Source organism: Phyllobacterium sp. CCNWLW183 (assembly GCF_037203775.1).
Lineage (GTDB): Bacteria > Pseudomonadota > Alphaproteobacteria > Rhizobiales > Rhizobiaceae > Phyllobacterium > Phyllobacterium ifriqiyense.
In genome coordinates this window covers 1-21,285 of the sequence record NZ_JBBCBN010000010.1, presented here as the reverse complement: position 1 = coordinate 21,285, position 21,285 = coordinate 1, and the positions used below count along the sequence as shown (strand labels likewise).

Annotated in this window: 22 protein-coding genes and 1 pseudogene; 12 read left to right on the top strand and 11 right to left on the bottom strand. The window is 53.0% G+C overall.

From position 1 onward, the window contains the following. Nucleotides 1-189 precede the first annotated feature (189 nt). The 4 genes from V9K95_RS20805 to surE are packed head-to-tail and all read left to right on the top strand — an operon-like array spanning nt 190 to nt 4,849. Entirely contained in the window at nt 190-1,893 is a 1,704-nt protein-coding gene (locus V9K95_RS20805) for an ABC transporter permease (protein ID WP_336442096.1), read from the top strand. Beyond that, nucleotides 1,881-2,948 carry an ABC transporter ATP-binding protein gene (locus V9K95_RS20800; RefSeq protein ID WP_307280589.1) on the top strand — a complete coding sequence of 356 codons (1,068 nt, stop codon included), beginning with the start codon at nt 1,881-1,883 and terminating at the stop codon, nt 2,946-2,948. The genes V9K95_RS20805 and V9K95_RS20800 overlap by 13 nt, the downstream gene beginning before the upstream one ends. Continuing rightward, nucleotides 2,948-4,099 (top strand): MBL fold metallo-hydrolase, encoded by a 1,152-nt coding sequence (locus V9K95_RS20795; protein ID WP_336442097.1) that lies wholly within the window; start codon nt 2,948-2,950, stop codon nt 4,097-4,099. The genes V9K95_RS20800 and V9K95_RS20795 overlap by 1 nt, the downstream gene beginning before the upstream one ends. A 12-nt stretch (nt 4,100-4,111) precedes the next feature. After that, nucleotides 4,112-4,849 (top strand): 5'/3'-nucleotidase SurE, encoded by a 738-nt coding sequence (gene surE / locus V9K95_RS20790; protein ID WP_336442098.1) that lies wholly within the window; start codon nt 4,112-4,114, stop codon nt 4,847-4,849. Here surE and V9K95_RS20785 read toward each other — a convergent pair whose 3' ends face one another. Then, entirely contained in the window at nt 4,850-5,740 is an 891-nt protein-coding gene (locus V9K95_RS20785; protein ID WP_336442099.1) for a DMT family transporter, read from the bottom strand. A gap of 133 nt (nt 5,741-5,873) precedes the next feature. Here V9K95_RS20785 and V9K95_RS20780 point away from each other — a divergent pair, with 133 nt between their 5' ends. Beyond that, complete coding sequence (locus V9K95_RS20780) at nt 5,874-7,139, top strand: cation:proton antiporter (RefSeq protein WP_115054249.1); 1,266 nt, start codon at nt 5,874-5,876, stop codon at nt 7,137-7,139. On the opposite strand, the gene V9K95_RS20775 is transcribed toward V9K95_RS20780, so the two are convergent. Then, entirely contained in the window at nt 7,136-7,402 is a 267-nt protein-coding gene (locus V9K95_RS20775; RefSeq protein ID WP_162802582.1) for a hypothetical protein, read from the bottom strand. The two genes, V9K95_RS20780 and V9K95_RS20775, sit on opposite strands and share 4 nt — an antisense overlap. Before the next feature lie 22 nt (nt 7,403-7,424). Between V9K95_RS20775 and V9K95_RS20770 the strand changes: the two genes are divergently transcribed. After that, nucleotides 7,425-7,859: a DUF3592 domain-containing protein gene (locus V9K95_RS20770; RefSeq protein ID WP_115054251.1), complete on the top strand. Its 435-nt coding sequence runs from the start codon at nt 7,425-7,427 to the stop codon at nt 7,857-7,859. Here the strand turns inward: V9K95_RS20770 and V9K95_RS20765 are convergent. Continuing rightward, nucleotides 7,856-8,218, bottom strand: coding sequence for a winged helix-turn-helix domain-containing protein (locus tag V9K95_RS20765; protein WP_336442100.1), 363 nt, complete (start codon nt 8,216-8,218; stop codon nt 7,856-7,858). The two genes, V9K95_RS20770 and V9K95_RS20765, sit on opposite strands and share 4 nt — an antisense overlap. A gap of 147 nt (nt 8,219-8,365) precedes the next feature. Between V9K95_RS20765 and V9K95_RS20760 the strand changes: the two genes are divergently transcribed. Together V9K95_RS20760 and V9K95_RS20755 are read left to right on the top strand one after the other, a co-directional pair. After that, nucleotides 8,366-8,872: a GAF domain-containing protein gene (locus V9K95_RS20760; RefSeq protein ID WP_115054253.1), complete on the top strand. Its 507-nt coding sequence runs from the start codon at nt 8,366-8,368 to the stop codon at nt 8,870-8,872. Between the two features lie 5 nt (nt 8,873-8,877). Beyond that, on the top strand, nt 8,878-9,306 hold the full coding sequence (locus V9K95_RS20755) for a DUF6314 family protein (RefSeq protein WP_162802583.1): 429 nt from the start codon (nt 8,878-8,880) through the stop codon (nt 9,304-9,306). Nucleotides 9,307-9,364: 58 nt separating this feature from the next. On the opposite strand, the gene V9K95_RS20750 is transcribed toward V9K95_RS20755, so the two are convergent. Beyond that, the gene (locus V9K95_RS20750) at nt 9,365-10,243 is read right to left on the bottom strand and encodes a LysR family transcriptional regulator (RefSeq protein WP_336442101.1); all 879 of its coding nucleotides are present in this window, start codon (nt 10,241-10,243) and stop codon (nt 9,365-9,367) included. A gap of 111 nt (nt 10,244-10,354) precedes the next feature. Between V9K95_RS20750 and V9K95_RS20745 the strand changes: the two genes are divergently transcribed. Next, nucleotides 10,355-11,419 carry a YeiH family protein gene (locus tag V9K95_RS20745; RefSeq protein WP_336442102.1) on the top strand — a complete coding sequence of 355 codons (1,065 nt, stop codon included), beginning with the start codon at nt 10,355-10,357 and terminating at the stop codon, nt 11,417-11,419. Nucleotides 11,420-11,864: 445 nt separating this feature from the next. Continuing rightward, nucleotides 11,865-13,532 (top strand): GGDEF domain-containing protein, encoded by a 1,668-nt coding sequence (locus V9K95_RS20740; protein ID WP_336442103.1) that lies wholly within the window; start codon nt 11,865-11,867, stop codon nt 13,530-13,532. A 1,183-nt stretch (nt 13,533-14,715) separates the two neighbouring features. Here the strand turns inward: V9K95_RS20740 and V9K95_RS20735 are convergent. Further along, nucleotides 14,716-15,801, bottom strand: a complete 1,086-nt coding sequence (locus V9K95_RS20735; protein WP_336442104.1) for an extracellular catalytic domain type 1 short-chain-length polyhydroxyalkanoate depolymerase — start codon at nt 15,799-15,801, stop codon at nt 14,716-14,718. Nucleotides 15,802-16,185: 384 nt separating this feature from the next. Here V9K95_RS20735 and V9K95_RS20730 point away from each other — a divergent pair, with 384 nt between their 5' ends. Beyond that, on the top strand, nt 16,186-16,368 hold the full coding sequence (locus tag V9K95_RS20730) for a hypothetical protein (RefSeq protein WP_336442105.1): 183 nt from the start codon (nt 16,186-16,188) through the stop codon (nt 16,366-16,368). A 132-nt stretch (nt 16,369-16,500) separates the two neighbouring features. Here the strand turns inward: V9K95_RS20730 and V9K95_RS20725 are convergent, their stop codons facing one another. Continuing rightward, nucleotides 16,501-16,869 (bottom strand): cell envelope integrity protein TolA, encoded by a 369-nt coding sequence (locus V9K95_RS20725; protein ID WP_336442106.1) that lies wholly within the window; start codon nt 16,867-16,869, stop codon nt 16,501-16,503. Further along, nucleotides 16,869-18,680 carry a Hint domain-containing protein gene (locus V9K95_RS20720; protein WP_336442107.1) on the bottom strand — a complete coding sequence of 604 codons (1,812 nt, stop codon included), beginning with the start codon at nt 18,678-18,680 and terminating at the stop codon, nt 16,869-16,871. The genes V9K95_RS20725 and V9K95_RS20720 overlap by 1 nt, the downstream gene beginning before the upstream one ends. 254 nt (nt 18,681-18,934) lie before the next feature. Between V9K95_RS20720 and V9K95_RS20715 the strand changes: the two genes are divergently transcribed. Next, the gene (locus V9K95_RS20715) at nt 18,935-19,363 is read left to right on the top strand and encodes a GNAT family N-acetyltransferase (protein ID WP_336442108.1); all 429 of its coding nucleotides are present in this window, start codon (nt 18,935-18,937) and stop codon (nt 19,361-19,363) included. On the opposite strand, the gene V9K95_RS20710 is transcribed toward V9K95_RS20715, so the two are convergent. The 4 genes and pseudogenes from V9K95_RS20710 to V9K95_RS20695 all read right to left on the bottom strand — a co-directional run. Further along, nucleotides 19,344-19,637, bottom strand: a complete 294-nt coding sequence (locus tag V9K95_RS20710) for a DUF982 domain-containing protein (RefSeq protein ID WP_336442109.1) — start codon at nt 19,635-19,637, stop codon at nt 19,344-19,346. The two genes, V9K95_RS20715 and V9K95_RS20710, sit on opposite strands and share 20 nt — an antisense overlap. Nucleotides 19,638-19,892: 255 nt before the next feature. Next, a complete protein-coding gene (locus tag V9K95_RS20705; RefSeq protein ID WP_336442110.1) occupies nt 19,893-20,222 on the bottom strand; it encodes a hypothetical protein in 330 nt (109 codons plus the stop codon). 377 nt (nt 20,223-20,599) lie between these two features. Then, the gene (locus tag V9K95_RS20700; RefSeq protein ID WP_307280524.1) at nt 20,600-21,001 is read right to left on the bottom strand and encodes a hypothetical protein; all 402 of its coding nucleotides are present in this window, start codon (nt 20,999-21,001) and stop codon (nt 20,600-20,602) included. Between the two features lie 207 nt (nt 21,002-21,208). Beyond that, a pseudogene (locus V9K95_RS20695) lies at nt 21,209-21,285 on the bottom strand (FtsX-like permease family protein); the annotation flags it as partial.

The following is a 21,285-nucleotide window of genomic DNA, read 5'->3' as shown; positions in this document are numbered from 1 at the left end:
GTTTCCAGTTTGGCAATCGCGCTGTGCGTGGTTCGTCCTTCGACTAGCTCAGGATAGCTCACCATGAGAAAGTGGTGGTTTGCAAAGGGCATTGTTCTGAGACGTTGCAGATAGGTTTTGCAACTATCCACCCTCTTCATGGTGAGCTTGTCGAACCACGCACGGCAAAAATGCAATATGGGACTGTGAATGACTATATTTGCTGAAAAGCGTCAGGGTACTGATACAGCCCTGATTGCAGGGGTGGCGGTCATTGTCGCGATGCTTTCCATCGTACCAATGCTGCGTCTCGCTTTCGAGATCGTCATGCCGCAAGGCAGTCTTTCTGCGGCACCGCTTCGCACGGCACTTTCCGGTTCGGCCACCTGGACCGCCACGTGGCACTCATTGCAGGTGGGCATAGGCGGCACATTGCTGGCAGTTATTCTTGGCACTGCCGTTGCCCTTCTGGTGAGCCTGACCAATGTGCGCGGACGCAGCACTTTCATTCTGCTTTATGTGGTGCCGCTGCTTATCGCACCGCAGGTCACGGCGCTGGCCTGGCTGCAATTATTCGGACCTGCAAGCCCGTTCCTCAAGCTGATTGGCATGGCACCAGCGCTGGGCAGCAAAAATCCGCTCTATTCGACGACCGGCATAATTGCACTGCTTGGCGTGCAATATGGCCCCCTGGTTTTCCTGATGGTTCGGGCCGGATTGCGCAAGCTGCCGCGTGAACTGGTGGAAGCCGCCTTAAGCAGTGGTGCAAGCCGTCTAACGGTACTTCGTACAATCATCCTGCCACTAATGACGCCATCCATCATTGGTGCCACCGCGTTAGCTTTTGTTTCCTGTGTGGGCAATTTCGGCATCCCGGCATTTCTTGGCATCCCGGCAGGCTATCTCGTCTTGCCGACATTGATCTATCAGCGGCTGGCTGGCGGTGGTCCCGCTGTTCTTTCCGAAGTTGCTGTTCTTTCCATGCTCATCGGGCTCATCGCCATGGCCGGAATTCTTGCGCAGGATTATGCCTCCCGCCGCCGCGATTATCGTATCGCTTCCACCTCCCTGCCTGCCGCGCCATTCGAGCTTGGGCGCTGGCGCGCTTTGGCGGAATTCGCCATGTGGCTATTGATTGTCATTGTGCTGGTTCTGCCGATTGTCGGGTTGTTTTTGACCTCGCTTGTCGCGGCATATGGCGTGCCGCTAAGCATGAAGACAGTGACACTTGCCAATTACGCTTTTGTGCTGTTTGACCACGCGGCGGCGAAACGCGCATTTTTCAACAGTTTCGGTCTTTCCCTTGCCGCAGCGGCCTTCGCAGTGCTCGTCGCAGTCCCGCTTGGCTATCTCATTACCTGGCGCAAAAGGTGGTGGACGAAGTTCCTGAATCTCTCCGCAGAATTGCCCTATGCACTGCCCGGCGTGGTTCTGGCGATTGCCTCGCTGCTCTTGTTTCTGAAGCCACTGCCGATCATCGGCTTGCAGATCTACAATACAATCTGGATCATTCTCTACGCCTATCTTGCTCGGTTTCTCGTATTGGCATTGAGGCCCACAATCAGCGGCCTGCACCAGATTGACCGCTCGCTTGAAGAGGCGGCGCAAGTTGCCGGTGCCGGACTTATAAGGCGCATGCGAACCATCGTATTTCCGCTCGTCGCGCCCGCGACGCTTGCCGGCGGCGTGTTGATCTTCATGACGGCCTTCAGCGAATTGACCGTTTCAGCCCTGCTATGGGCTTCCGGCTCGGAGACGATCGGTGTGGTGATCTTTTCCTTTGAGCAGGGCGGCGATTCCAACTACGCCGCCGCCATATCAACCCTGACAATTGTCGTGATTTTTGCGCTGATGCTGTTGACCAATCTGTTTGCACGCAGCCTTCCAAACGGAGTTCTGCCATGGCGGGATTGAAAATTGAAAATGTGACCAAGACATTTGGCGACTATGACGCCTTGTCGAATGTCTCGCTGGATGTCGCCAATGGCGAATTTGTTGCAGTGCTCGGACCTTCCGGCTGCGGGAAGACGACGCTCTTGCGCCTTGTTGCCGGTTTTGAACAGGTCAATCAGGGCACAATCACCGTTGGCGGGAAGGAGATGTCCAACCCGAAATTGAACGTCCCGCCTGAGCAAAGACGCGTCGGTATCGTTTTCCAGAATTATGCCTTATGGCCGCATATGAGCGTTTCAGAAAATGTTGGCTATAGTCTGAAAGTGGCAAAGGTCGACAAGGCAGAGCGGGACCGGCGCATTTTGGAAGCGCTCGAACTGGTCGATCTGCAAGGATATGGCGATCGCCGCCCAGCCAATCTTTCCGGCGGGCAAAGACAGCGCGTGGCTTTGGCCCGGTGCCTTGTGTCAGCGCCATCGCTGGTATTGTTTGATGAGCCGCTTGCCAATCTGGATGTGCATTTGCGCGCCTCGATGGAGGATGAGTTTGCCTCCTTCCATAAACGCACGGGCACGACGATTATTTACATTACCCATGATCAGGCCGAAGCCATGGCTCTGGCGGATCGTATTGCTGTCATGGACAAGGGACATCTCGTGCAGTTTGCAACGCCGCGCGAACTTTATGAACAACCGGCGACGCCCATGGTGGCTTCGTTTATTGCCCAGGGTATGGTGTTTCCGGCCAAAGTTCTGACTGTCGAAGAAAACGGGCAATGCAAGGTGGAAGTGCTTGGACAGGAGGCTGTTTTCCGCTGCCGTCCCGGCCAAGGCGTGACAGGCGATGCAAAGGTGTGCATTCGCGCCGCCGATATCATCCCGGCAGCCAAGGACGGAATCGAAGTTTCCGTGAAGCGCAGCATCTATCGCGGGGGAGGCTCTCGCATCGAGGCAGTTGCTGGCAATGAAACACAGGAACTACATTTCGATCTGGCTGATCCGAAGCGGCTGGCCGAAGGTGAAACGACGCGTATTGCCATCGCCTCGGGCTGGGTCATACCGGAGGCAAATGTCTGATGCGGATTGATCTACATGGCGGTTTTGGCGAAAAAGGCCGGACCAGTGTCGGCATTTCGGGCGGCGGCAAGAGCATACTTCTGGATGTTGGCATCAAGGTTGGGGCGACGGGCCGCGACTATTATCCGGCAATTGACGATGCAGCGATTGCCAAGCTTGATGCTGTCTTTGTTTCCCATGCGCATGAGGATCATATTGGCGGGCTGGCCTGGCTTTTGTCGCGCGGATTTCGCGGCCGTATCTTCATGACGGCAGAAACATCGACGGAAGCTGCTTCCATGCTGGGGCAATATGGCGAGCAGGGTCACATGCAAGCCTTCGAGATTGCCGCTCATTCTGCTGAAGTTTTTACGGCGGGTGATATCATTGAGCTTGGAGAGCTGAGCGTTTCGACCGGACGGTCCGGCCATGTGGCAGGCGGTGTATGGTTTGCGGCAAGTGATGGAGCCAAGTCCGCTGTTTACACCGCCGATGTGGTGCCGGACAGCGCGGTTTTCGCAATGGATGCAATTCCGCGCTGCGATCTGCTGGTGCTTGATGCCTCCTATGGCGATGATGCCATATCGAGCGATGAGCGCGTTTCCGCGATCCGGCAATGGATCGAGACGCAACCGAATGGTTGCCTGCTGCCCGTGCCGCTTTCCGGGAAGCCGCTGGAACTGATGGCTATCCTGCCTCAGCGCTTCGCGATTCATGCAAGCATGCGCGATGCTGTGGCGGCGCAGATCGCTGCAAGAGATGCTTTCCATCCGGGCATTGGAGCAGAGCTGACACAGCGGCTGGCCAAGGCGCTGGACTGGTCGGAATTGGATGCTTTGCCGGACTGCCCGCTCATGAGTTTCGATGGCATGGGAAGCGCCGGCCCATCGGTGGAGGCAATCAAACGCGCGGCAGATCAAGGATATCCCATTCTGCTTACGGGGCATATTCCACCCAATACACCTGCTTCTGCTTTATTTGAGGCAAAGCGGGCAGAGTGGATAAGGCTGCCGACCCATCCGACCCGGCAAGGCAATGTGGCGATATGGGAAGGGGCAGGGCGTCCTGCAACGCTGGGGCATTCCTGCTCGCTCGCCGCACTCAGTGCACTGAAACAATATCTGCCTGCGCTGAACGATACGGTGCGCACCGGCGACCATATTGACGTATAGAAGGCGAATGCGATGAGAATTCTGGTTTGCAATGATGACGGGATTGACGCGCCGGGACTGGCAGTACTGGCAGAGGCGGCCAAGCTGATAACGGATGATGTCTGGGTAGTCGCGCCGGATGGCAAGCGCACTGCCGCAGGCGCTTCGATCACCGTTGGCAAACCTTTGATAATGCGGGAGCTCGCACCCAAACGCTATTCCTGTTCTGGCACGCCTGCCGATTGTGTCGTCACCGCGATGAGCTGGCTGTTCAAGGATGAGGACCGGCCCGATCTGGTGCTTTCGGGCATTAATGATGGGCGGAACGTAGGCGAGGATCTGGCCTATTCCGGTACACTGGGCATTGCCCGGGAAGCCTCATTTTGGGGCATTGCCGCAATCGGCTTTTCGCGGGTGAAGAAGCCGGAGCAGACGGAGAATGACGTTAAATGGCTGGCAGATTTTGTTCGCACCCTTTGGAACGAGCGTGATGAATGGGTGCTGGAAGGGCATTGGCTGAGTGTCAATCTGCCGACCCTGTTGCCAGCGGACATTCGCCAGCCGCGCATAGGCCGCGACAAGATCGCGCTACGCTCGGAGGTGGTGAGCGCGGAGGGTGAATTGACCACGCTGATTGTCCCGCGCGGCCGCGCTCACACCAGCGAAGAGGGCGACGACAACGATCTGATCGATCGTGGCTATGTCTGCATTAACCGGCTGAACTGGTTCGGCGAGGCGCAGCTTGATGCAGGTCTGCTCGGGGAATTGTAGTCAGCCGCGGCGGGCGACAAGGATACCGAGGATCACGATAACGCCGCCTATGGCCTGCATCAGACCTATAGGCTCGTTGAGCAGGAACCAGGCCAATGCTGCGGCAACGACCGGCTGCAGGAGCAGGGTCAACGATGAGAAGGCGGGAGGCAGGAAGGCGAGCGCATAGGTGATCATCCCCTGGCCCGCCGCATGAGAAATGAAGGCCAGACCTGCCAGCACTGCCCAGGCAAACAGCGTCAGCGGTATGAGGTTTGTTTCAAAGATCAGCGATACGGGCAGCATGCAGATTGCCGCGGATGCTGTGCTCCAGATCATGATCGTGCGGGTGGAGAAACGCACGCGCAGACGGCCGATGACGAGAATATAGCCCGCATAGAAAATGGCCGCGACAGCCGCGGTTGCATCGCCCGCAAGCTGTCCATCACCCAGCGCTGCCGGACCGCCTTTCAACACGATGACGCCGATGAGCGCGGTCGCAAGGCCGATGAGAAAAATCCTGCTGACATGGGCGCGGAAAATTGCCCAACTGCCGAGCGTAACAAAGATCGGCGCGAGATTGGCCAGAAGTGTTGCATTGGCAACGGATGTCATATGCAGCGCGAGGTGCCAGGCAGCAAGATCAGCGGCCAGAAAGATGCCGGGCATGGAGAGCCAGAAATAATCGGCAAGGCTTTCGGGGCGGGCATTGCGTTTGACATCCGGCATGGCTTTCGACCAGACCAGAAGCGGAATGAAAGCCAGCGCAACGCGCCAGAAAGCGGTTGTCATGGGACCGACCTCGGACAGGCGCACGAAAATCGGTGAGCCGCCGATGGCAATACCTCCAAGCAGCAACGCAGCAAGCGCTAATCGATTGGCGTTGACGGTCTGTATGCTCTGGGCGGTCATGAAAGGATTTCCGGTGTTTGCGATGTGTCTATACGAAATCGCCCATAGAGCAAATTCGAATGATTGACGTTTACAGTGAAGGGAACTTCATGTTCACGGAACCAAAGCGCCGGCCGATGGTTTGAAGTGAAGTATGGGAATAAACAGCTATCTCGTTCTGATCGCTTTGTTCGGGCTGGTCGTCTTGATGACCTCCTGGTTGCCCATGTTATTGAAGGGATTTCCGCTTTCCCTGCCCATTGTCTGCATTGCTTTCGGCACCCTGTTTGTCTGGACGCCGCTGTCGGCAATGATCGGCGACAATCCCCTCGACAGCCGCTTTCTCACGGAAAAAATAACCGAGTTTGTCGTCATCATTGCCCTCATGGGTGCCGGTCTGAAGATCGACCGGATATTGGGCTGGCGTAGCTGGATGACAACGTGGCGGCTGCTGGCCATATCGATGCCCCTGACTATCGGTGCCATCGCATTGCTCGGCTGGAGTTTTCTCGGGCTTGGAGTTGCTTCGGCCTTGCTGCTCGGGTCAGCGCTGGCGCCCACAGATCCCGTGCTTGCCAGCGATGTTCAGGTGGGGCCGCCGCAATCGGGGGAGAAGAGCGAGGTACGTTTTGCCCTGACTTCCGAGGCGGGGCTGAATGACGGGCTGAGTTTTCCATTCGTGCATCTGGCAATCGCGCTCGCGGCTTCAAATACAACGGGTGCTCCGTGGTTTTTCGACTGGCTAACGACCGATGTCATATGGCGGCTTGCTGCGGGCACGGGGCTTGGCTGGGCTACCGGCAAGCTGCTTGGCTATCTGACCTTCCGGCTCCCGAACAGGGCGGGGCTTGCCCATACGGGCGACGGTTTCGTGGTGCTGGGGATCACATGCCTGAGCTATGGGCTTATAGAGATGGCGCATGGCTATGGGTTTGTCGGCGTGTTTGTCACTGCGCTGACGCTTCGCCATGCGGAGCGCAACAGTGGCTATCACGAAAATCTGCATAGTTTTGCCGAACAGATCGAACGTCTGATGATGATGGTCGTGCTTGTCTGCTTTGGCGCCGCCATTGCGGAAGGCAGCGTATTTCATCCGCTGGACTGGCGGATCGTGGTGGCATCGCTGATCATCCTTCTTCTTATCCGCCCGATTGCCGGTTGGGTGGGGCTGCTGGGAAGCCCCATCGAAAAAAGGGAAAAGGCCGTTATCGCTGTTTTCGGTATTCGCGGCCTCGGCTCATTCTATTATTTGGCCTATGCGCTTGGTCACGCGCCGTTTTCAAATGCCAATATTCTATGGGTAACAGTGTCACTCGTCGTGCTTATATCTGTCGTGTTGCATGGCATCACGGTTACGCCAGTCATGCGTTGGCTGGAGCGGAAGAATGATGAGATGGAAGCGGGTAAAATGCCGGACTAAGTCCCCAGGTCATGTCCTGTCAGGAAAAACAGCGCATAGGCAAGACATGGGACAAACCAGAGCAAAGCCCATGTGCCGAAACGGCGGCGCGTATTCCAGGCGAGAATCGGGCCCAGAACTGCACTGACCGGCCAGACGCTGAGAATGTAAAAATACTTCTTTGGAAAGGCACCAGTGAAGGCCAATGACATCATGGCCGGCGGAAAAGAGAGAACGCAGAGAATTGTGCAAATGACAAAAATTGCGAAAACTGGCTTACGCATGAGTCGCTGATCCGGATACCGCATGAGAAATACAAATATTCACAAAGTGCTGATGTGCACAATAACCGCCATGTTGTTCTGCGGTTTTGGCTGGTCGGTATTGCATGTGCGTCATTTCATCAACAATGCGATGGAAGGCAAGGGGCATGTGGTGAACCTCGTCAAAACGGCCTCGAAAAACGGCTATGTGTTCAAGCCTGTCGTCGAGTTCTGGACGGTTGGAGGGACCAGCATAGAGTTCACGTCGTCAACAGGCACTTCTCCTCCATCTTATGATGTGGGTGAAAATGTCACCGTATATTATGATCCAAAGGACCCGCATGCGGCCATTTTAAGCGACTGGTTTTCTATCTGGGGGCTTTCGATGATTATCGGCGCACTTGCGGTCGCGTTTGGGTTCATCACTTACATTTTGTATTTCAGGGTTACACTCAAACCCTCGCGAAAGCGCCGCTAGATCGCCCTGCGATTGCGGTTGATCCATTCAAAATCAGACTCAAGGGCCGTATCGACTTTTGCTTGCATGTTTCGATAGCGGCGCAAAAGCTCTTCGCCGAATTCCGTGACGACAGCGCCGCCGCCCTGCGCGCCGCCGCGCTGCGAATCGACCACTGGCGTTGCGAACATTGTGTTCATGGCGCTGACCAGCAACCATGCGCGGCGATAGGACATATCCATGGCGCGGCCTGCCGCAGAAATGGAGCCGGTTTCGCGAATATGTTCAAGCAGATGCATTTTCCCCGGCCCCAACCGTTCCTTGTCAGGAAAGTCGATGCGCACATAAGTTTGCAGGTCGCCTTTGGCGTTTGAACTCATTGTAATTGCACCTGTGGAAATCGGTTCCTATCTATAGCAGGGCGCGAGGGAGTGTACATTGCCGGATCGGGTTTCGTTTGCTTGACAAGGCAGGTGCATCGGCAGAAATGTGGCCATGTTACGCAGGCTATAAGGGAAGGATTTTTCATGTTTGCTGCAAAAGCGATCACAGAAGGCGACAAGCCACAGTTCTACAGGGAACTCGGCGATCAACTGGAAGCGCTGCTTGCGGGCGAGAATGATCCGACTGCCAATGCGGCCAATAGTTCGGCGCTGATCTTCCAGATGCTGCCGGACATCAACTGGGCCGGGTTCTATTTCCTGCGCTCACAAAGTGAGCTTGTGGTCGGGCCATTTCAAGGCAAACCGGCATGCGTGCGCATTCCCGTGGGGCGCGGCGTGTGTGGAAGCGCAGTTCTGCAAGCATCCTCTATCCTCGTTGACGATGTGCACGATTTTCCGGGCCATATTGCCTGTGATGCGGCCTCCCGCTCCGAGCTGGTGGTGCCCTTGATCCATGATGGACGGGTTTTTGGCGTGCTTGATCTCGATAGTCCTATACCATCGCGTTTTGACAAGGATGATCAGGCAGGGGTGGAAAGATTGGCAGCAATCTACACGGCCGCATGCGTCTGGGAAGAACAGGCGGATTGATTTCCATGCTTGATCGATCAAGCCAGGCGATCGAAAAATTTGACGCAAAAATAATCTGCGGCGCATGGCAGGTAAAACGCAAGGTGATCGATCATCGCGCCGGAGCGATATATGGATTTACCGGGCGCGCCATCATAACCACCGAGCTTTTTGAAGAGCGCGGCGAAATGTCTGTCGGAGCAAATGTGCTGCAGGCAGTCCGGACCTATCGGCTTGCCTTTGAAGATGGGGCAGTGCGGGTGCTCTACCCGAGCGGCAATGAATTTGTCGGCCTGCGATATGGCCCATCACAACGTGTGTCGCATCTATGCGGCAGTGATCTCTATAATGGACGGTTTTTGTTTGAGAATAGCAATGCTTGGGTGGAGGCGTGGCGTGTTCATGGCCCGCAAAAGCGATATTCAAGCATGAGCTGGTATGTGCGTGCGGTTTGAGGTTGTTTTGCCAAGTCGTCGAACCACGCACAACGACATGGCAATCAAAGAGAATGAGTTACCCACACAGCCCCTCCAATATTTCCGATGCTTTGCTGCTGTGCCGTTGTTTGTGCCGCAACATGCGAAAGCGGCGGACCGGCAGCTTGAAGGCGGCCTCGACGACAAGCCCTTCGCGTAAATAGGCGCGGGCAGCAGCGCTGGAAATGACGGCGGCACAATTTCCGGCGCAAACAGCGGAAAGAACCGCCTCGTTGGAGGGGAGAACCAGCGCGATCTTCAGATCGTCATGGGAGACTTTGAGATTATCGATGGCATGTTCAAACTCCGAACGCGTGCCCGAACCCTGTTCCCGCATGACCCATGAAGTGCCGCCGACGATATCCCCAGCCTTCAACGGACGTTTATCCGCCCAAGGATGGCATGGCGCGACAACGATAATTAGAGCATCTTCCGCCACGACTTTCGAGACGAGAAGCGGTGCATCAATCTCCCCCTCGACAAAGCCGAGCTCTGCCCCGCCTTCCGTGACCGCTTCGGCCACCGTCCTTGTATTGCCGATGGTCAGGTCAATCTCAATGCCGGGATAATCCTGTTTAAAGCGCATCAGGAAAGGCGGCAGCCAATAGCTGGCGATTGTCTGGCTGGCATAAAGGCTAAGCTTGCCGCGCCGCAGACCGCCAAGCTCTGATAGCATCAACTCAGATGAGCGTACCCGCGCCAAAGTTGCCTTGGCCTCACCAAGAAAAACGCGGCCAATCTGCGTCAGTTCGATACGTCGTCCAACACGGTGGAACAGCTCGACGCCGTAAAAAACCTCGAGGTTTTTAATGGCGCTGCTGACCGCCGACGGCGTGAGGTTAATTGCTGCCGCGGCTTGAGTGAGATGCTCGCGTTCTGCCACGGCAACGAAAATGGCGAGTTGTTCAAAGGTCATCAGAAAACCATTCAATTTTACAGAACAAAACATGACAGAATATTCGATAGAAGTCGATAATATTGCATGAGATAAGTCTGCCATGATTGAAATTTCTCAAATGGCAAGCTTATGACCATTCCTCATCGCCTCCTTCCTGTTCTCCCTGGGCTTGCACTTTGCTGCGCCGTTGCTTTTGCAGCGGTGGCTGGCGAATATATCCAGAGCGCGGTTTTTGGCGTGAGATGGGTGGAAAGCCTGGTTTTGGCCATAGCAATTGGCATTGCCATCCGATCATTTCGTCAACCGGGCCAATCGCTGCTCGCCGGTATTGATTTCAGCGCGAAACTCCTGCTGGAATTGGCAATCGTTATGCTTGGCGCATCTATCAGCCTGACAGCGATGAAAGGGGCAGGCGCCACACTGATTGCCGGAATAGCGGGCGTTGTCATTTTGTCGATCAGCATCAGCTACGGCATTGGCAGGCTCTTCGGATTGCCACCAAAACTTGCGACCTTGATTGCCTGCGGCAATTCGATTTGCGGAAACTCCGCCATTGTTGCGGTCGCGCCAGTGATAGAGGCAGACCGCAAGGAAATTGCCGCCGCGCTGACCTTTACGGCGGTGCTGGGCATAGCAGCCGTGTTCTTCCTGCCGCTGCTCTATTTCCGCACCGGAATGAGCGTACTGCAATATGGGACGCTGGCGGGCCTGACCGTCTATGCCGTGCCGCAGGTCATTGCTGCGACGGCTCCCGCAGGATTGCTGGGTGTACAAACCGGAACTTTGGTCAAGCTGGTGCGCGTGCTTATGCTTGGCCCTGTGCTTCTCGTACTTGGTGCGATCATGAAGGCCGATTTGCGCCATGAAACCATTGGAGGGCGCGAAGTCCCGCAAGATGATTTCCGCTTTTACGCCAATCCAAGCGGGAAGCGGATTGCCCTGGTGCCGTGGTTCATCAGCGGATTTGGCATAATGATGATGCTGCGCTCGACCGGACTGATACCTGAGGCGGCAATTGCGCCAATGGGGCAGCTTTCCAGCGTGCTGACGATTATTGCCATGGCCGCGCTTGGATTATCGGTTGATATTCGCTCCGTTGCTCATGCTGGCGGGCGAGTGATGGCGGTGGCAACCCTCTCCCTTGCATCGCTTGTTACAATCAGCTTCGGGCTAATAGCTTTGCTGCAGTTGTAACAATGGTTTTTACGTTCGTTACTTTTAAATGATGGCGCAGAAATTTAATATATTGAAACTACTTTAAGTAGTGTGAGGATGTAATAGGAGGCCTGAAATAACATTCCTTGTAATCCATTGGTATGGTTGTAACCTTCGAAGATTATACTATATTTACGCTTCCCCGGTTTCGGGTTGATAGACTTATTTTGTACGAAGCCAGATCATGCAGTCGAGCTGATCGAAAGTATTGTTCTGTAATAATAATTATTTCATACGATTGTTTTGTTTTTCAGTAGTATTTTAATTATATAGGTACATATCTTTTCAGAAAGCCATAAACGTGAACAAGCCAGATATTCTATACGCAGGCTTGCGGTCAAGAAAATCGACAAGAGGTCGCTTGAAAGTGCACCTTTGGTGCATGGCTCTGCTTGTTATGATATTCACTTTGATAATGGCAGGCATGTCTATTTATAATTCTATTCAGGCATTTAACAGAGCCGTGACTAATCTGGCGGATATACAGGGTTTTTCTTTTGTTTTCATGGCTGCAAGTTTTATTTCAGCGGAACGCGGCCCTGCCAATATTTTGATGAGCGTGGACGATGCTTCCCGCAACCAAGCCTATGAAAACTGGCAGATCGCCCTGCAAAAGACTGACGCTGCGCTCAGCAAACTGGACACAAGCAGTGTTCCCAGAAATCTCCTCAAGGATGTGCGCGAGCAGTTGCGGCTTGGACGCATGAAAGTCGAGGCGGCACAATTCACAAATCCAGGCACATTACGCTATGGCGAGATCCATGAGGCCATTGTTCACCTGTTCCAGGCCCGAGAGAGTTACGACAAAATTGTTCAGCAGCAAGGAACCGAGCTGCTACGCCATGATGAGGATTTGGCCGCCGTTGTATTCAGGGTGACGATGCTCAGCAATTTGCGGGAATATGCTGGTAGGTTGGGATCATATTTGATTGCGCCAATGGCCGTAAGAAAACCAATTCCTGCCGAGAATGTGATCCATATGCGGATTATCGGGGGGCGGATCCGTGAAATCTGGCATTTGCTGGAACTCGGCAGAAAACCCGACGTTGAAGCCTCATCAGATGATCAAAAACACGAAGAAGCAAATTCACGCTACATGATTGGAGGGCTTGCGCTGATTGATCATCAGATTCGCACTGCTCAGCAGAATGGAGTTCCGGCTCTTGATGCGGTTACGTTTACTAAGCAATATTCCGCTGCAATGAAGCCATTGGCAGAATTGCGGGATATTTATTTTGCTGCATCCGTCGCCAAATTTGAAAAGCGCGAACGGATCGCGCGCCAAGCGCTCTATTATACAAGTGCGATGGCGTTTGTGATCCTCGGGCTGGTCGTCGGTCTGGTGGTGGTGGTGCAGAATTATATATTCAAGCCGCTTTTCCGCGGAGCCGAAGCAATCGTGTCGCTTGCCGATGACCTGCCGACGGATCTGCACCGGGAGACGAGGCATGTTGCCGAAATCCAGACGCTTTATTCTGCGCTTGAGGTCATTGCCATCAAGCTGAAAGAACGATCTTTTCTGGTCGCCCGGCTTGAACATCTGGCACATACGGATGGGCTCACGGGGCTTCTCAACCGGCGGGCGCTGGATATTTTGGGCAATTCAGCAACAGAAAACTACACCGGTCTGGAGCCGATACCTTTCCTGATGCTTGTGGATATCGATAATTTCAAAACCATCAATGACAAATATGGGCACGTTGTGGGGGATGAGGTGTTGAGAGAAATCGCCCAGCTGATGCAAAACAATATTTGCGACAGCGATTACGTGGCCCGTTTTGGCGGGGAGGAATTTGCAATATTGCTGAATGACAGTTCGTGCATGGATGCAGCCATCATTGCCCAGAAATTGCGGCTGGCGGTCGAGCGCCTTGCCATGACGACTTCGGATGGGAGCGTTTTGAAAATCACGGCGAGCTTCGGCGTTGCGCAAGTCGGAGATCAGTCCTGGAGTGAAACAGTCAATCAGGCTGATCTGGCGCTTTATCAGGCTAAAAAGGCTGGGCGTAATCGCGTGCGTTTTGCCGATCAGGTTGCCGACGCCTTGGAGCAGTATAGTGGGGCCGAAATCGAGGCGGTGAGGCACTCCTAGCGTTGTTCCGCTATCTGTCTGCGCGAGCTTTAAATTTTTTGGTGATCCCGACTGGATTCGAACCAGTGGCCTACAGATTAGGAAACTTATATTACACAATTAATATCAATTACTTGTAGCTCCATGTCGCATGTGTGTCGCAGTTATCTCAAAAGAGCGAGCTCTGAAGCGGTCAATTCTTCGGTATCGTCATTGCGTGGAAACAGATGCCAAAGGTATCCATGGCAGGGTGAGAGTGTCCAAGGCGTTCCTGCACCATTTTAGGCGGCAAGCTAAGTCCGCCGTCTTCCCGTCTGTTGATGCACCATGATGCATAGAAAATGCCGCAGCGAATGGAAGCCGGTATATTTCGCCTTCGATATTGGATTGCCGTCTTTGTCTGTCTCTCCGGTCTGAACCGACACGCCAGCTCGTATCTGTGATGGTTGGAATCCGCGCTGCATTATTTTTGACAGAGATTCGACCTTCCCGAGACTGTTTGGGAATACCAAATGTTCCGGCCGGATTTCTTCCGTCAGATGGTTCCATCAACATCCTTCTGCCCTGTCCGCGGGCGTGGGCATTCCAGGCCAAGAGCGGAATAGGAACCGTTCGCTCCCCGGCTTCGGATTTAGGTTTGCCAATTTGATTGAAGCGATCGGCCCTCTGGTGAACCCGGACTTCTCGCCCTTCAATATTGACATCTGACCATCGCAGCCCGCGTATCTCCGAAGCGCGTGGGCCTAGTGAATATCCAGTCAATAGCAATGGCCGCCATTTGCCCTCCAGGGCGTCCACAATAGCCTTGATCTCTTCGCGGGAGGGGGAATGTCTATCCCGATCTCAGCTTGCCTTTCTGGCGCGTCTCTTGATGTCGGTCTTTGCCCTTCTGTCGGGCGTGGCTCTTCTCTCTTACGGGATTTCTTATGACCAGACCGCGCTCTTGTGCATCGGCGAGAAGCGATCCGGCTTACGAGAACCTTGCGCACCATCGAAGGCGAACGGCTAGCGTCGATCATTTCATCTTCGAAGTTGCGAACCACTGGCACAGCGAGGCGCGAGCAACGTTGATCCGAGGAACGGAATTATGTGTAGATCAAGGTGCTGGCGATATTGGATGATTGTGCCTCGCTCAAGACCGTTCTGCGCGCTGCCAACAGGTAAACGGCTTTAACAAATTCCGTCGCCTGTTCCCATTCGCGCCTCATCTCAATAAACCGGCCGATTTGAGAGCGTTTTCGATCGTGTTCTTAATCGAATTGCCGCTCTGTTTGTCTGGAGATACTGAATACAAGCCGGCCGTCGGATTTAAAGCCGAAGCGGTCTCTGTGGATTTGCCGATTAGTCCCCACGATTGAGCGATATGCCAGGTAGATGAAGTCCCTACGTCGAGCATAAAGGGCCGCGCTGACCCGACAGCGTTTTCACCTCTACTGTTTATGGGAGTGCCATGAGCCATACCGTTGATAGCATAAGCCTCCAGAACTGTTTGACCGTCCGCATTTTGCCATTTTCGAACCTGATGTCCGTCAAGAGTGCTTTTTAATGCAGGTCGGTCTAATTCGTGCAGAATTCCCCACTGGCCAATAACCGCTTCCATATTAATTGGGTCTACGGTGGTGTCTGCCGTTCCGTGCCAGACTGATACCTTCGGCCAAGGGCCTTTATGGCTTGAAGCCTGACGAACGTGTGCGGCAAGTGCGGCCCCATCTTCAAGTCCATGACCTCGCATTCGGTCAAATGCTTGGGGAATGGTGGATGCCGTGCCATGTGCAATTCCCGCTATGATCGCCCCTGAATTGAATAACTCAGGATAAGTTGCCAGCAACGACGCGGTCATGGCTCCCCCTGCAGAAAGCCCCGTCACATAGACGCGCGTTCGATCAATCCGGTGGTTTTTCAGCAGGGTCTCTACCATTTGTGAAATTGAACAAACTTCACCTTCGCCGCGCGTTGTGTCACTGGTCGAAAACCAGTTGAAGCAGAGATTGGGATTATTCGTTCTTTGCTGCTCTGGGAAAAGCACGCCGAATCCGTAGTGCTCGGCAAGAAGTGACCAGCCCGAACCAACATCATAATCGTCGGCCGACTGCGTGCATCCATGAAGAACCACAACGAGCGGAGCGTCGGGCGGCAGTTTGTCTGAGAGGTAAGTCCAACTTCGCAATTGTCCGGGATTGGAACCAAAATCAGCGAGAGGGGACAATCGCCCTCGGTTGTTTGCAATTCCGTTGGACAGGACGCTCTGCTGTTTATTCAACCGTCTGATTGTGTCGGAAATCGTTCTCATTGCGCGCACCTCGTTGTGAAGAATTTCACATCAACTTACAGTAATGCTGCGGGTGCGAAATAGTTGCTGCGCTGCACAATAATTATGAATCTGGCGACATTAATAGATTGATGGACAACCAGTCGCCCCGCCAGGAGCACGAGCGGGCTTGGCTTTCATATGATGCGCAACTCGCGGCAGACCGCGAAGCTCGGATTGCGGCCAATATGAACCTGCAGCGCCAGGTCGATGAGATCAAGCAGGCGCAATCCGGGTTCTTTGGCCAGCGTGATCTCAATTTGCACGTTTTAAATAGGTTAGAGAAAATAGAGCGTGACCGACGAGCTGCAATTCCATAACTGTAGGAGCCCAGTCCTTGTCTGAACGACTCTTGAGATTTCCGCCATGAAACAGAATGAAACCAACAATCATTTTGAAGTTCAAAAATTTATGGATGAGATGAAAAACCCTCAAGATAATGCTTTTAGGATTCGAACAAAAAAAGAGATGGCCAAAGAATGGTGGGAATCGGTTTCATTGATCCTGGTCCTGATCGCAGTTGTATCAGGTGCTTATCTGATCCTTTAACATGATCCAGCGCTTGGACTGGCCAGTCCGGTGGGATCGTACATCACGTCAAGTTAAGGTACTGCCGAGCGTGCTGGTCATGCCGTTTCAGCCAACAGTATTTCACCAATCGGAATAAACCTTTCTGAGTGACTACGGATAGAAAGTAAGAGTCACCTGGCTCCATTGATCATACTTATCTGGAGGTAGTTTAAACGGTTGAGCACGATATACCGATCGCAGCGCCCAGTTTTTCATTTTGCTGCGAGTTATGAAATCGCCACCTTTGCCAGACACAATTGGAGTGCCGATGATCTTGCCGGCGCGGCTCAGTCGAAGTTTCACTACGACTACAATATCTCTGTTTCCTTTGATCTCACTTTCGCTCAATAAGCCAGCTTGGCCCCCCGTTTTCTGTTGTGGATCCGGTACGGGTGTCTGTGAGAATGAAGGCGATGCTAGGCCGAGAGCAATCCCTGCGATAAGGGCGATTCTGAAAAATGGTTTCGTCGAATAGGCCATTATTCGTCTTCTGCATTGAGATAGTCTAAATCCACGCTCAGAGTCGATGGAGACTTGAACAGTAGGTTTGGAAATGCAGATGCTGGAGCGAATAGAGCGCAAGCAGCAACCATTCCCAGTGGTGCCGTTTCAACACTTTCACGCCGTTCACTTGCGATGATGGGTTTTAACCATCGCTGCTGACCGCCAGCATTTATGTTCAACTCCAAGAATCTGTTCTCAGAAAGGTCTGCAAATATTGTGTTCGGCACCCTCAATGAACCGCTGGTCCATCGCCATGATTTGTTGTCGTAGAATTCAACTTGGTAACATTCTTGGTCCAAACAAGCATCCGCTGCCTCAATTCGACGGCATTGTCCTTGGTCGTCGCTAATCTGGAAACCATTGATGGAAATGCCAAGTTTCCGCGTGTCTCCGCCGTCAGACCACTCCGCCGGTATAAACGTTTCTGATAAAATATGGACGTCCCGAGCATTTGATGGAATCTGGAACCGCATCAGATTACCGGTGCCCTGCGGATTAATACGCATGCCATCGGCAACAACATGAATATCCATATCACTTGTCGTCGACCAGCCGAGTAGCTTGGCTCTTTCACGCAACCGAATAGCCACAGCTTCTACGGATGATCCATCCAACGTCAGGGGGCGACAATATTGTGCGGTAACCTCGCAGATGTCGATTCTGCGCCGCTTGTAAGAGCTTTGGTGGAATAAAGCCCGGGTCCCGCAATCAAGATAGCTTTCGGTGGGCAAACCATTGGCTATCAGGATGTCATGGGTTTCAAGCTCCACATGCCAGTAAGTAATTTCAGCGACATCCACCTGTTTGATTGTCGCACCGTTAATGAGATAACCGATTGGAATAAGCACTTCATCCAGAACTCGCACGCAGACGGCATGCCCGGGGGAGAGCCACAAATCGGCGTAGGGCTGTTGCTCACCAAAGGCATTGGCTTGAATGCGAACCGGGCGGGATATCTCGTATTGGCTCGAGCGCGTGCGTTTCAGATTGTAACAGCCAAGCCAGACAATCGGACGCTCAGCACCGCTTGACGTGACCACCAAGTCTCCAACTTTTAAAGTTTCAACAGCGACATCCCCCCTGACTGTACGGATTAATGTTCCCTTCGCAAAACATGGAGCGTTTGGATCAATTTGGAGTGTGGTGATTTTTCCAGTGCTTACATCGAAGATCAGATCAGAGACATCGACGTTGTCACCAAACTTTAGCGTGTAGTTGCCCGCCGTTGTCGTATAAGTCACCGTATGACCGTCTAAGGACATCCCGGTTATGCTGGCACCATTCACATTGAAATTGATAACATTGTGCACGTAAAAAGCTTCAATGGTCCCGTCAAACTGAGTGGAGAAAGAGAATACAGAACTCTCCACAGGCGAATGGTCGGGATCAACCGATGCCATCTTGATGGTTTGGGTAGAATTCGTGCCATTCCACTCATAAGAAGCTCCGCTGCCAATCTCAACTATCCCTGTGGCTGAGGACACGCCAGAACCGGCAATGAAATTGGCGCCATGCAAATATATCAAACCGCCCGAAATCACTCCGGGATTGAGGTATCCGACCAGTATTGAGTTGCTGACCAGCAGCGAGGAGTTGTTTAATACTAAACTAGCTACGTCCACGACATAGGAAGTAGTGCTGGTGTTGTTCAGGATTGCGACATCGCCCATTCCTGGAATGCCGTTATCCCAGTTCGACGAAGTGTTCCAAGGATTGAAAATCGGGTCGACGTTGGGATTTGACCACTGCATGTTGTCAGTGCCGCCAATCCAAGTAGTTGTTACCATGATCCCTCCCAATCAATAAATCTATTCACGCCGGATCTGGCGAAAGCCTCATGAGAGCTCTTCGAACAGCACCGATTGAGGCGTTGACCTCCAGGCTTTCCCTAAAACCTACTATTCCGTAGAACGTTCAAGCCTTTGCGCGATGACGTCAGACATGATGCGACGGCTTCGTCAGTTGTAATATTGGCTGAAGCGAATAGAGCGCGATTGGCGTCAACATTGCCAAACAAGCTGTCAGTTAATATGAAGGCGGTATGACGGACCCAAACATAACGACAGCCAACAGCACGCACGAAGCGTGGCTTATCGAGCACGATCCTCACGTCGATACGTCTTGGATCAATCGCTGCATTTTCGGTGGCGAATACATCATCGCCCTGTGCGGCGACAGTCCAGTCGGCTTTATTCGGTACAGTTGGTTCTGGGGCAAAATCCCTTACATGGATATGGTCTATGTTGTCCCCGAACAACGAGGAAGGGGCATCGGGAGAAAAATGTTTCGTCATTGGGAAATGCTGATGCTTGCAAAGGGGGGAGATGTCCTTATTACATCGAGTGTGATTGATGAGCTTGAGCCCCAAGCTTGGCATAGATCCAACGGTTTCCACGAACAAGGCAGAATTTCATTCGGCAGTTTTCAACCACAAAGTGAAGTCTTTTTTATCAAAGACTTGTCCTGTTAAGCGTTGCGCCGCATCTTTCCCTTGCGCCACTTTTCCAGTTTGTCGTTTGATGGCGGGCGACCAACTGCCTCGACGTAAATGTCGGCTTCCTTTGCTGCATCAATAAAAGCCATGCGACAATGCCGGGAGACAGCGTGCCATCGTAGCATTCCAGCAGCGCATGTTTGGCGATATCAAGCCTTTCGGTATCCGTGCCCGGCCACTCATTCACAATGAACTCCGCCGCCTGCATAATGGAGGTGATTACCTTCATCTTGCCGAGCTGGCGGGTCATTAAGGTTATTTCTTTGAATGGTTTATCTTCCATGAGTCGGTGAACGACTCTTGCAGGGAATCAGTCCCTAGCTAATCCGATCAATCTTCCCATCATGCATTGAAAATACGCCGTCTTGGCCACCCTGCTGATCGAAGTCGCGCTCAAGGTCTGCCCATCTTCCGATGAACTGATTGCAGGTACTGCAGAATATCGGAGTGTTACCCGTGACATTATCCGGAATGGTGAGGTAAATTGTACCGCAATCCTTGCAGTCTAATTTATGGTTGAGTCTTTCCATTCCCCTGTTGCCCCGTTGAAGTGAAACCCATCGTCTTCTGCTTTGATATCATAGTTGCCGCCGGGCGTCCCACGCGTACGCTCAATGTCTACCAAACTCATTTCACGGTTCATAGCCAGCGAACTCAACGTACTGGGACAATGCACGCCTCTGTCAAAGAACGTCATGACGCAACGCGCCAGCCGGTCTTTTCGCACCAGGGGATTGGTCCCAATTTGCTGGAAAGCTAATTCAAAGGCTATCGCCATGATATCCCAATCAAGGGATGAATACTTGTTGACGTAGATTTGACTACGAAAAGGCATAATCGTGCTCTCCCACTAGGCGAAGAGCACATCGTATCTCTCAAACATCGATCGCCGGTCCAATAAATACTATCGATGTTGAATTCAGAATACGCCGATGTCGGCCAGAGTCCATAAAATATTTTATAGCAATAAATCTGTGTCGCGGAACTTATTCGGTGACTAATAGGTTGACGGGTATGGTGCTTGAAAGGCTCTGTCGTGAGTGAAAACAATCCAACAACGAATCGAAGCGATGTGAACAAGTTTCGCGATCAAATGCGTACTCCTGGCTTTAGAGACGCCTTGCGTTCGGCAAAGGCTCCAATACCAACAAACAAGAGATTTGAAGTTCTTCTCGTCCGGTTGGAAGAAGCTGAAAAAAAGCAGAAATAACATTATTCAACTTGCGGTTGGCTTTGCTTCGGTACGTATGCCTTCCTTCGTTCTTGCTGCTCGAGTCGCTTCGCCACCCGCATATCCTTCTGTTCCCGGATTTCCAATGCCTTCTCGCGATTGATAGCCAAGGTGCTGAGAACCCCTGGGTCCGATATTCCGCGGCGGTACAGATCGACGATTGAACGTGCGAGGCGCTGACTGTGTTCGTGGTCTTTTGGATGGCGCTGAAGGCACGCGGATGCAAGATTTTGCGCTTTTGAAATTACTTGCCAGTCTATATTGGTAGAGCTCAGTCCCGGAGACTTTGAAAAAGGCAATGCCGTTTCCTTGTGCAAGAAGATTAAGGGCTTGGCATCCGTCATCTTCGCGCGAGGGTGAGGGTGCACCAAGCCAGTTGCCACGAACTACTCGAACTACACAATCCGCCCGAGAGCATTAGGTTCCGGAATTATTTCTGCGTTCACCTTCACCCTTATGCTCGCCGCAGTACCAGACAATCCCGTATCGTCTCGAGAAACCAAAGCTGCCCCACGCCTTGCAGTCTCCAGGCTTGGGCGGTGCTTCAGACATCGGCTAATCAGTCAGCCAATGTAATGATGAAACTGACATTATTCGTACCTCAGAGCTTCAACGGGATCGAGTTTGGCTGCGCGCCAAGCGGGGAAAAGCGTCGCCAGAAATGACA

What these genes read in the sequence shown, in the direction of transcription:
- V9K95_RS20735 (WP_336442104.1), bottom strand. Translation starts at nt 15,801, where the DNA reads ATGAGAACGATTTCCGACACAATCAGACGGTTGAATAAACAGCAGAGC.
- V9K95_RS20765 (WP_336442100.1), bottom strand. Translation starts at nt 8,218, where the DNA reads ATGAGTTCAAACGCCAAAGGCGACCTGCAAACTTATGTGCGCATCGAC.
- V9K95_RS20770 (WP_115054251.1), top strand. Translation starts at nt 7,425, where the DNA reads ATGAGAAATACAAATATTCACAAAGTGCTGATGTGCACAATAACCGCC.
- V9K95_RS20720 (WP_336442107.1), bottom strand. Translation starts at nt 18,680, where the DNA reads ATGGTAACAACTACTTGGATTGGCGGCACTGACAACATGCAGTGGTCA.
- V9K95_RS20710 (WP_336442109.1), bottom strand. Translation starts at nt 19,637, where the DNA reads ATGACCCGCCAGCTCGGCAAGATGAAGGTAATCACCTCCATTATGCAG.
- V9K95_RS20805 (WP_336442096.1), top strand. Translation starts at nt 190, where the DNA reads ATGACTATATTTGCTGAAAAGCGTCAGGGTACTGATACAGCCCTGATT.
- V9K95_RS20740 (WP_336442103.1), top strand. Translation starts at nt 11,865, where the DNA reads ATGTCTATTTATAATTCTATTCAGGCATTTAACAGAGCCGTGACTAAT.
- V9K95_RS20745 (WP_336442102.1), top strand. Translation starts at nt 10,355, where the DNA reads ATGACCATTCCTCATCGCCTCCTTCCTGTTCTCCCTGGGCTTGCACTT.
- V9K95_RS20755 (WP_162802583.1), top strand. Translation starts at nt 8,878, where the DNA reads ATGCTTGATCGATCAAGCCAGGCGATCGAAAAATTTGACGCAAAAATA.
- V9K95_RS20750 (WP_336442101.1), bottom strand. Translation starts at nt 10,243, where the DNA reads ATGACCTTTGAACAACTCGCCATTTTCGTTGCCGTGGCAGAACGCGAG.
- V9K95_RS20785 (WP_336442099.1), bottom strand. Translation starts at nt 5,740, where the DNA reads ATGACCGCCCAGAGCATACAGACCGTCAACGCCAATCGATTAGCGCTT.
- V9K95_RS20800 (WP_307280589.1), top strand. Translation starts at nt 1,881, where the DNA reads ATGGCGGGATTGAAAATTGAAAATGTGACCAAGACATTTGGCGACTAT.
- V9K95_RS20705 (WP_336442110.1), bottom strand. Translation starts at nt 20,222, where the DNA reads ATGCCTTTTCGTAGTCAAATCTACGTCAACAAGTATTCATCCCTTGAT.
- V9K95_RS20795 (WP_336442097.1), top strand. Translation starts at nt 2,948, where the DNA reads ATGCGGATTGATCTACATGGCGGTTTTGGCGAAAAAGGCCGGACCAGT.
- V9K95_RS20725 (WP_336442106.1), bottom strand. Translation starts at nt 16,869, where the DNA reads ATGGCCTATTCGACGAAACCATTTTTCAGAATCGCCCTTATCGCAGGG.
- surE (WP_336442098.1), top strand. Translation starts at nt 4,112, where the DNA reads ATGAGAATTCTGGTTTGCAATGATGACGGGATTGACGCGCCGGGACTG.
- V9K95_RS20775 (WP_162802582.1), bottom strand. Translation starts at nt 7,402, where the DNA reads ATGCGTAAGCCAGTTTTCGCAATTTTTGTCATTTGCACAATTCTCTGC.
- V9K95_RS20730 (WP_336442105.1), top strand. Translation starts at nt 16,186, where the DNA reads ATGAAACAGAATGAAACCAACAATCATTTTGAAGTTCAAAAATTTATG.
- V9K95_RS20760 (WP_115054253.1), top strand. Translation starts at nt 8,366, where the DNA reads ATGTTTGCTGCAAAAGCGATCACAGAAGGCGACAAGCCACAGTTCTAC.
- V9K95_RS20715 (WP_336442108.1), top strand. Translation starts at nt 18,935, where the DNA reads ATGACGGACCCAAACATAACGACAGCCAACAGCACGCACGAAGCGTGG.
- V9K95_RS20780 (WP_115054249.1), top strand. Translation starts at nt 5,874, where the DNA reads ATGGGAATAAACAGCTATCTCGTTCTGATCGCTTTGTTCGGGCTGGTC.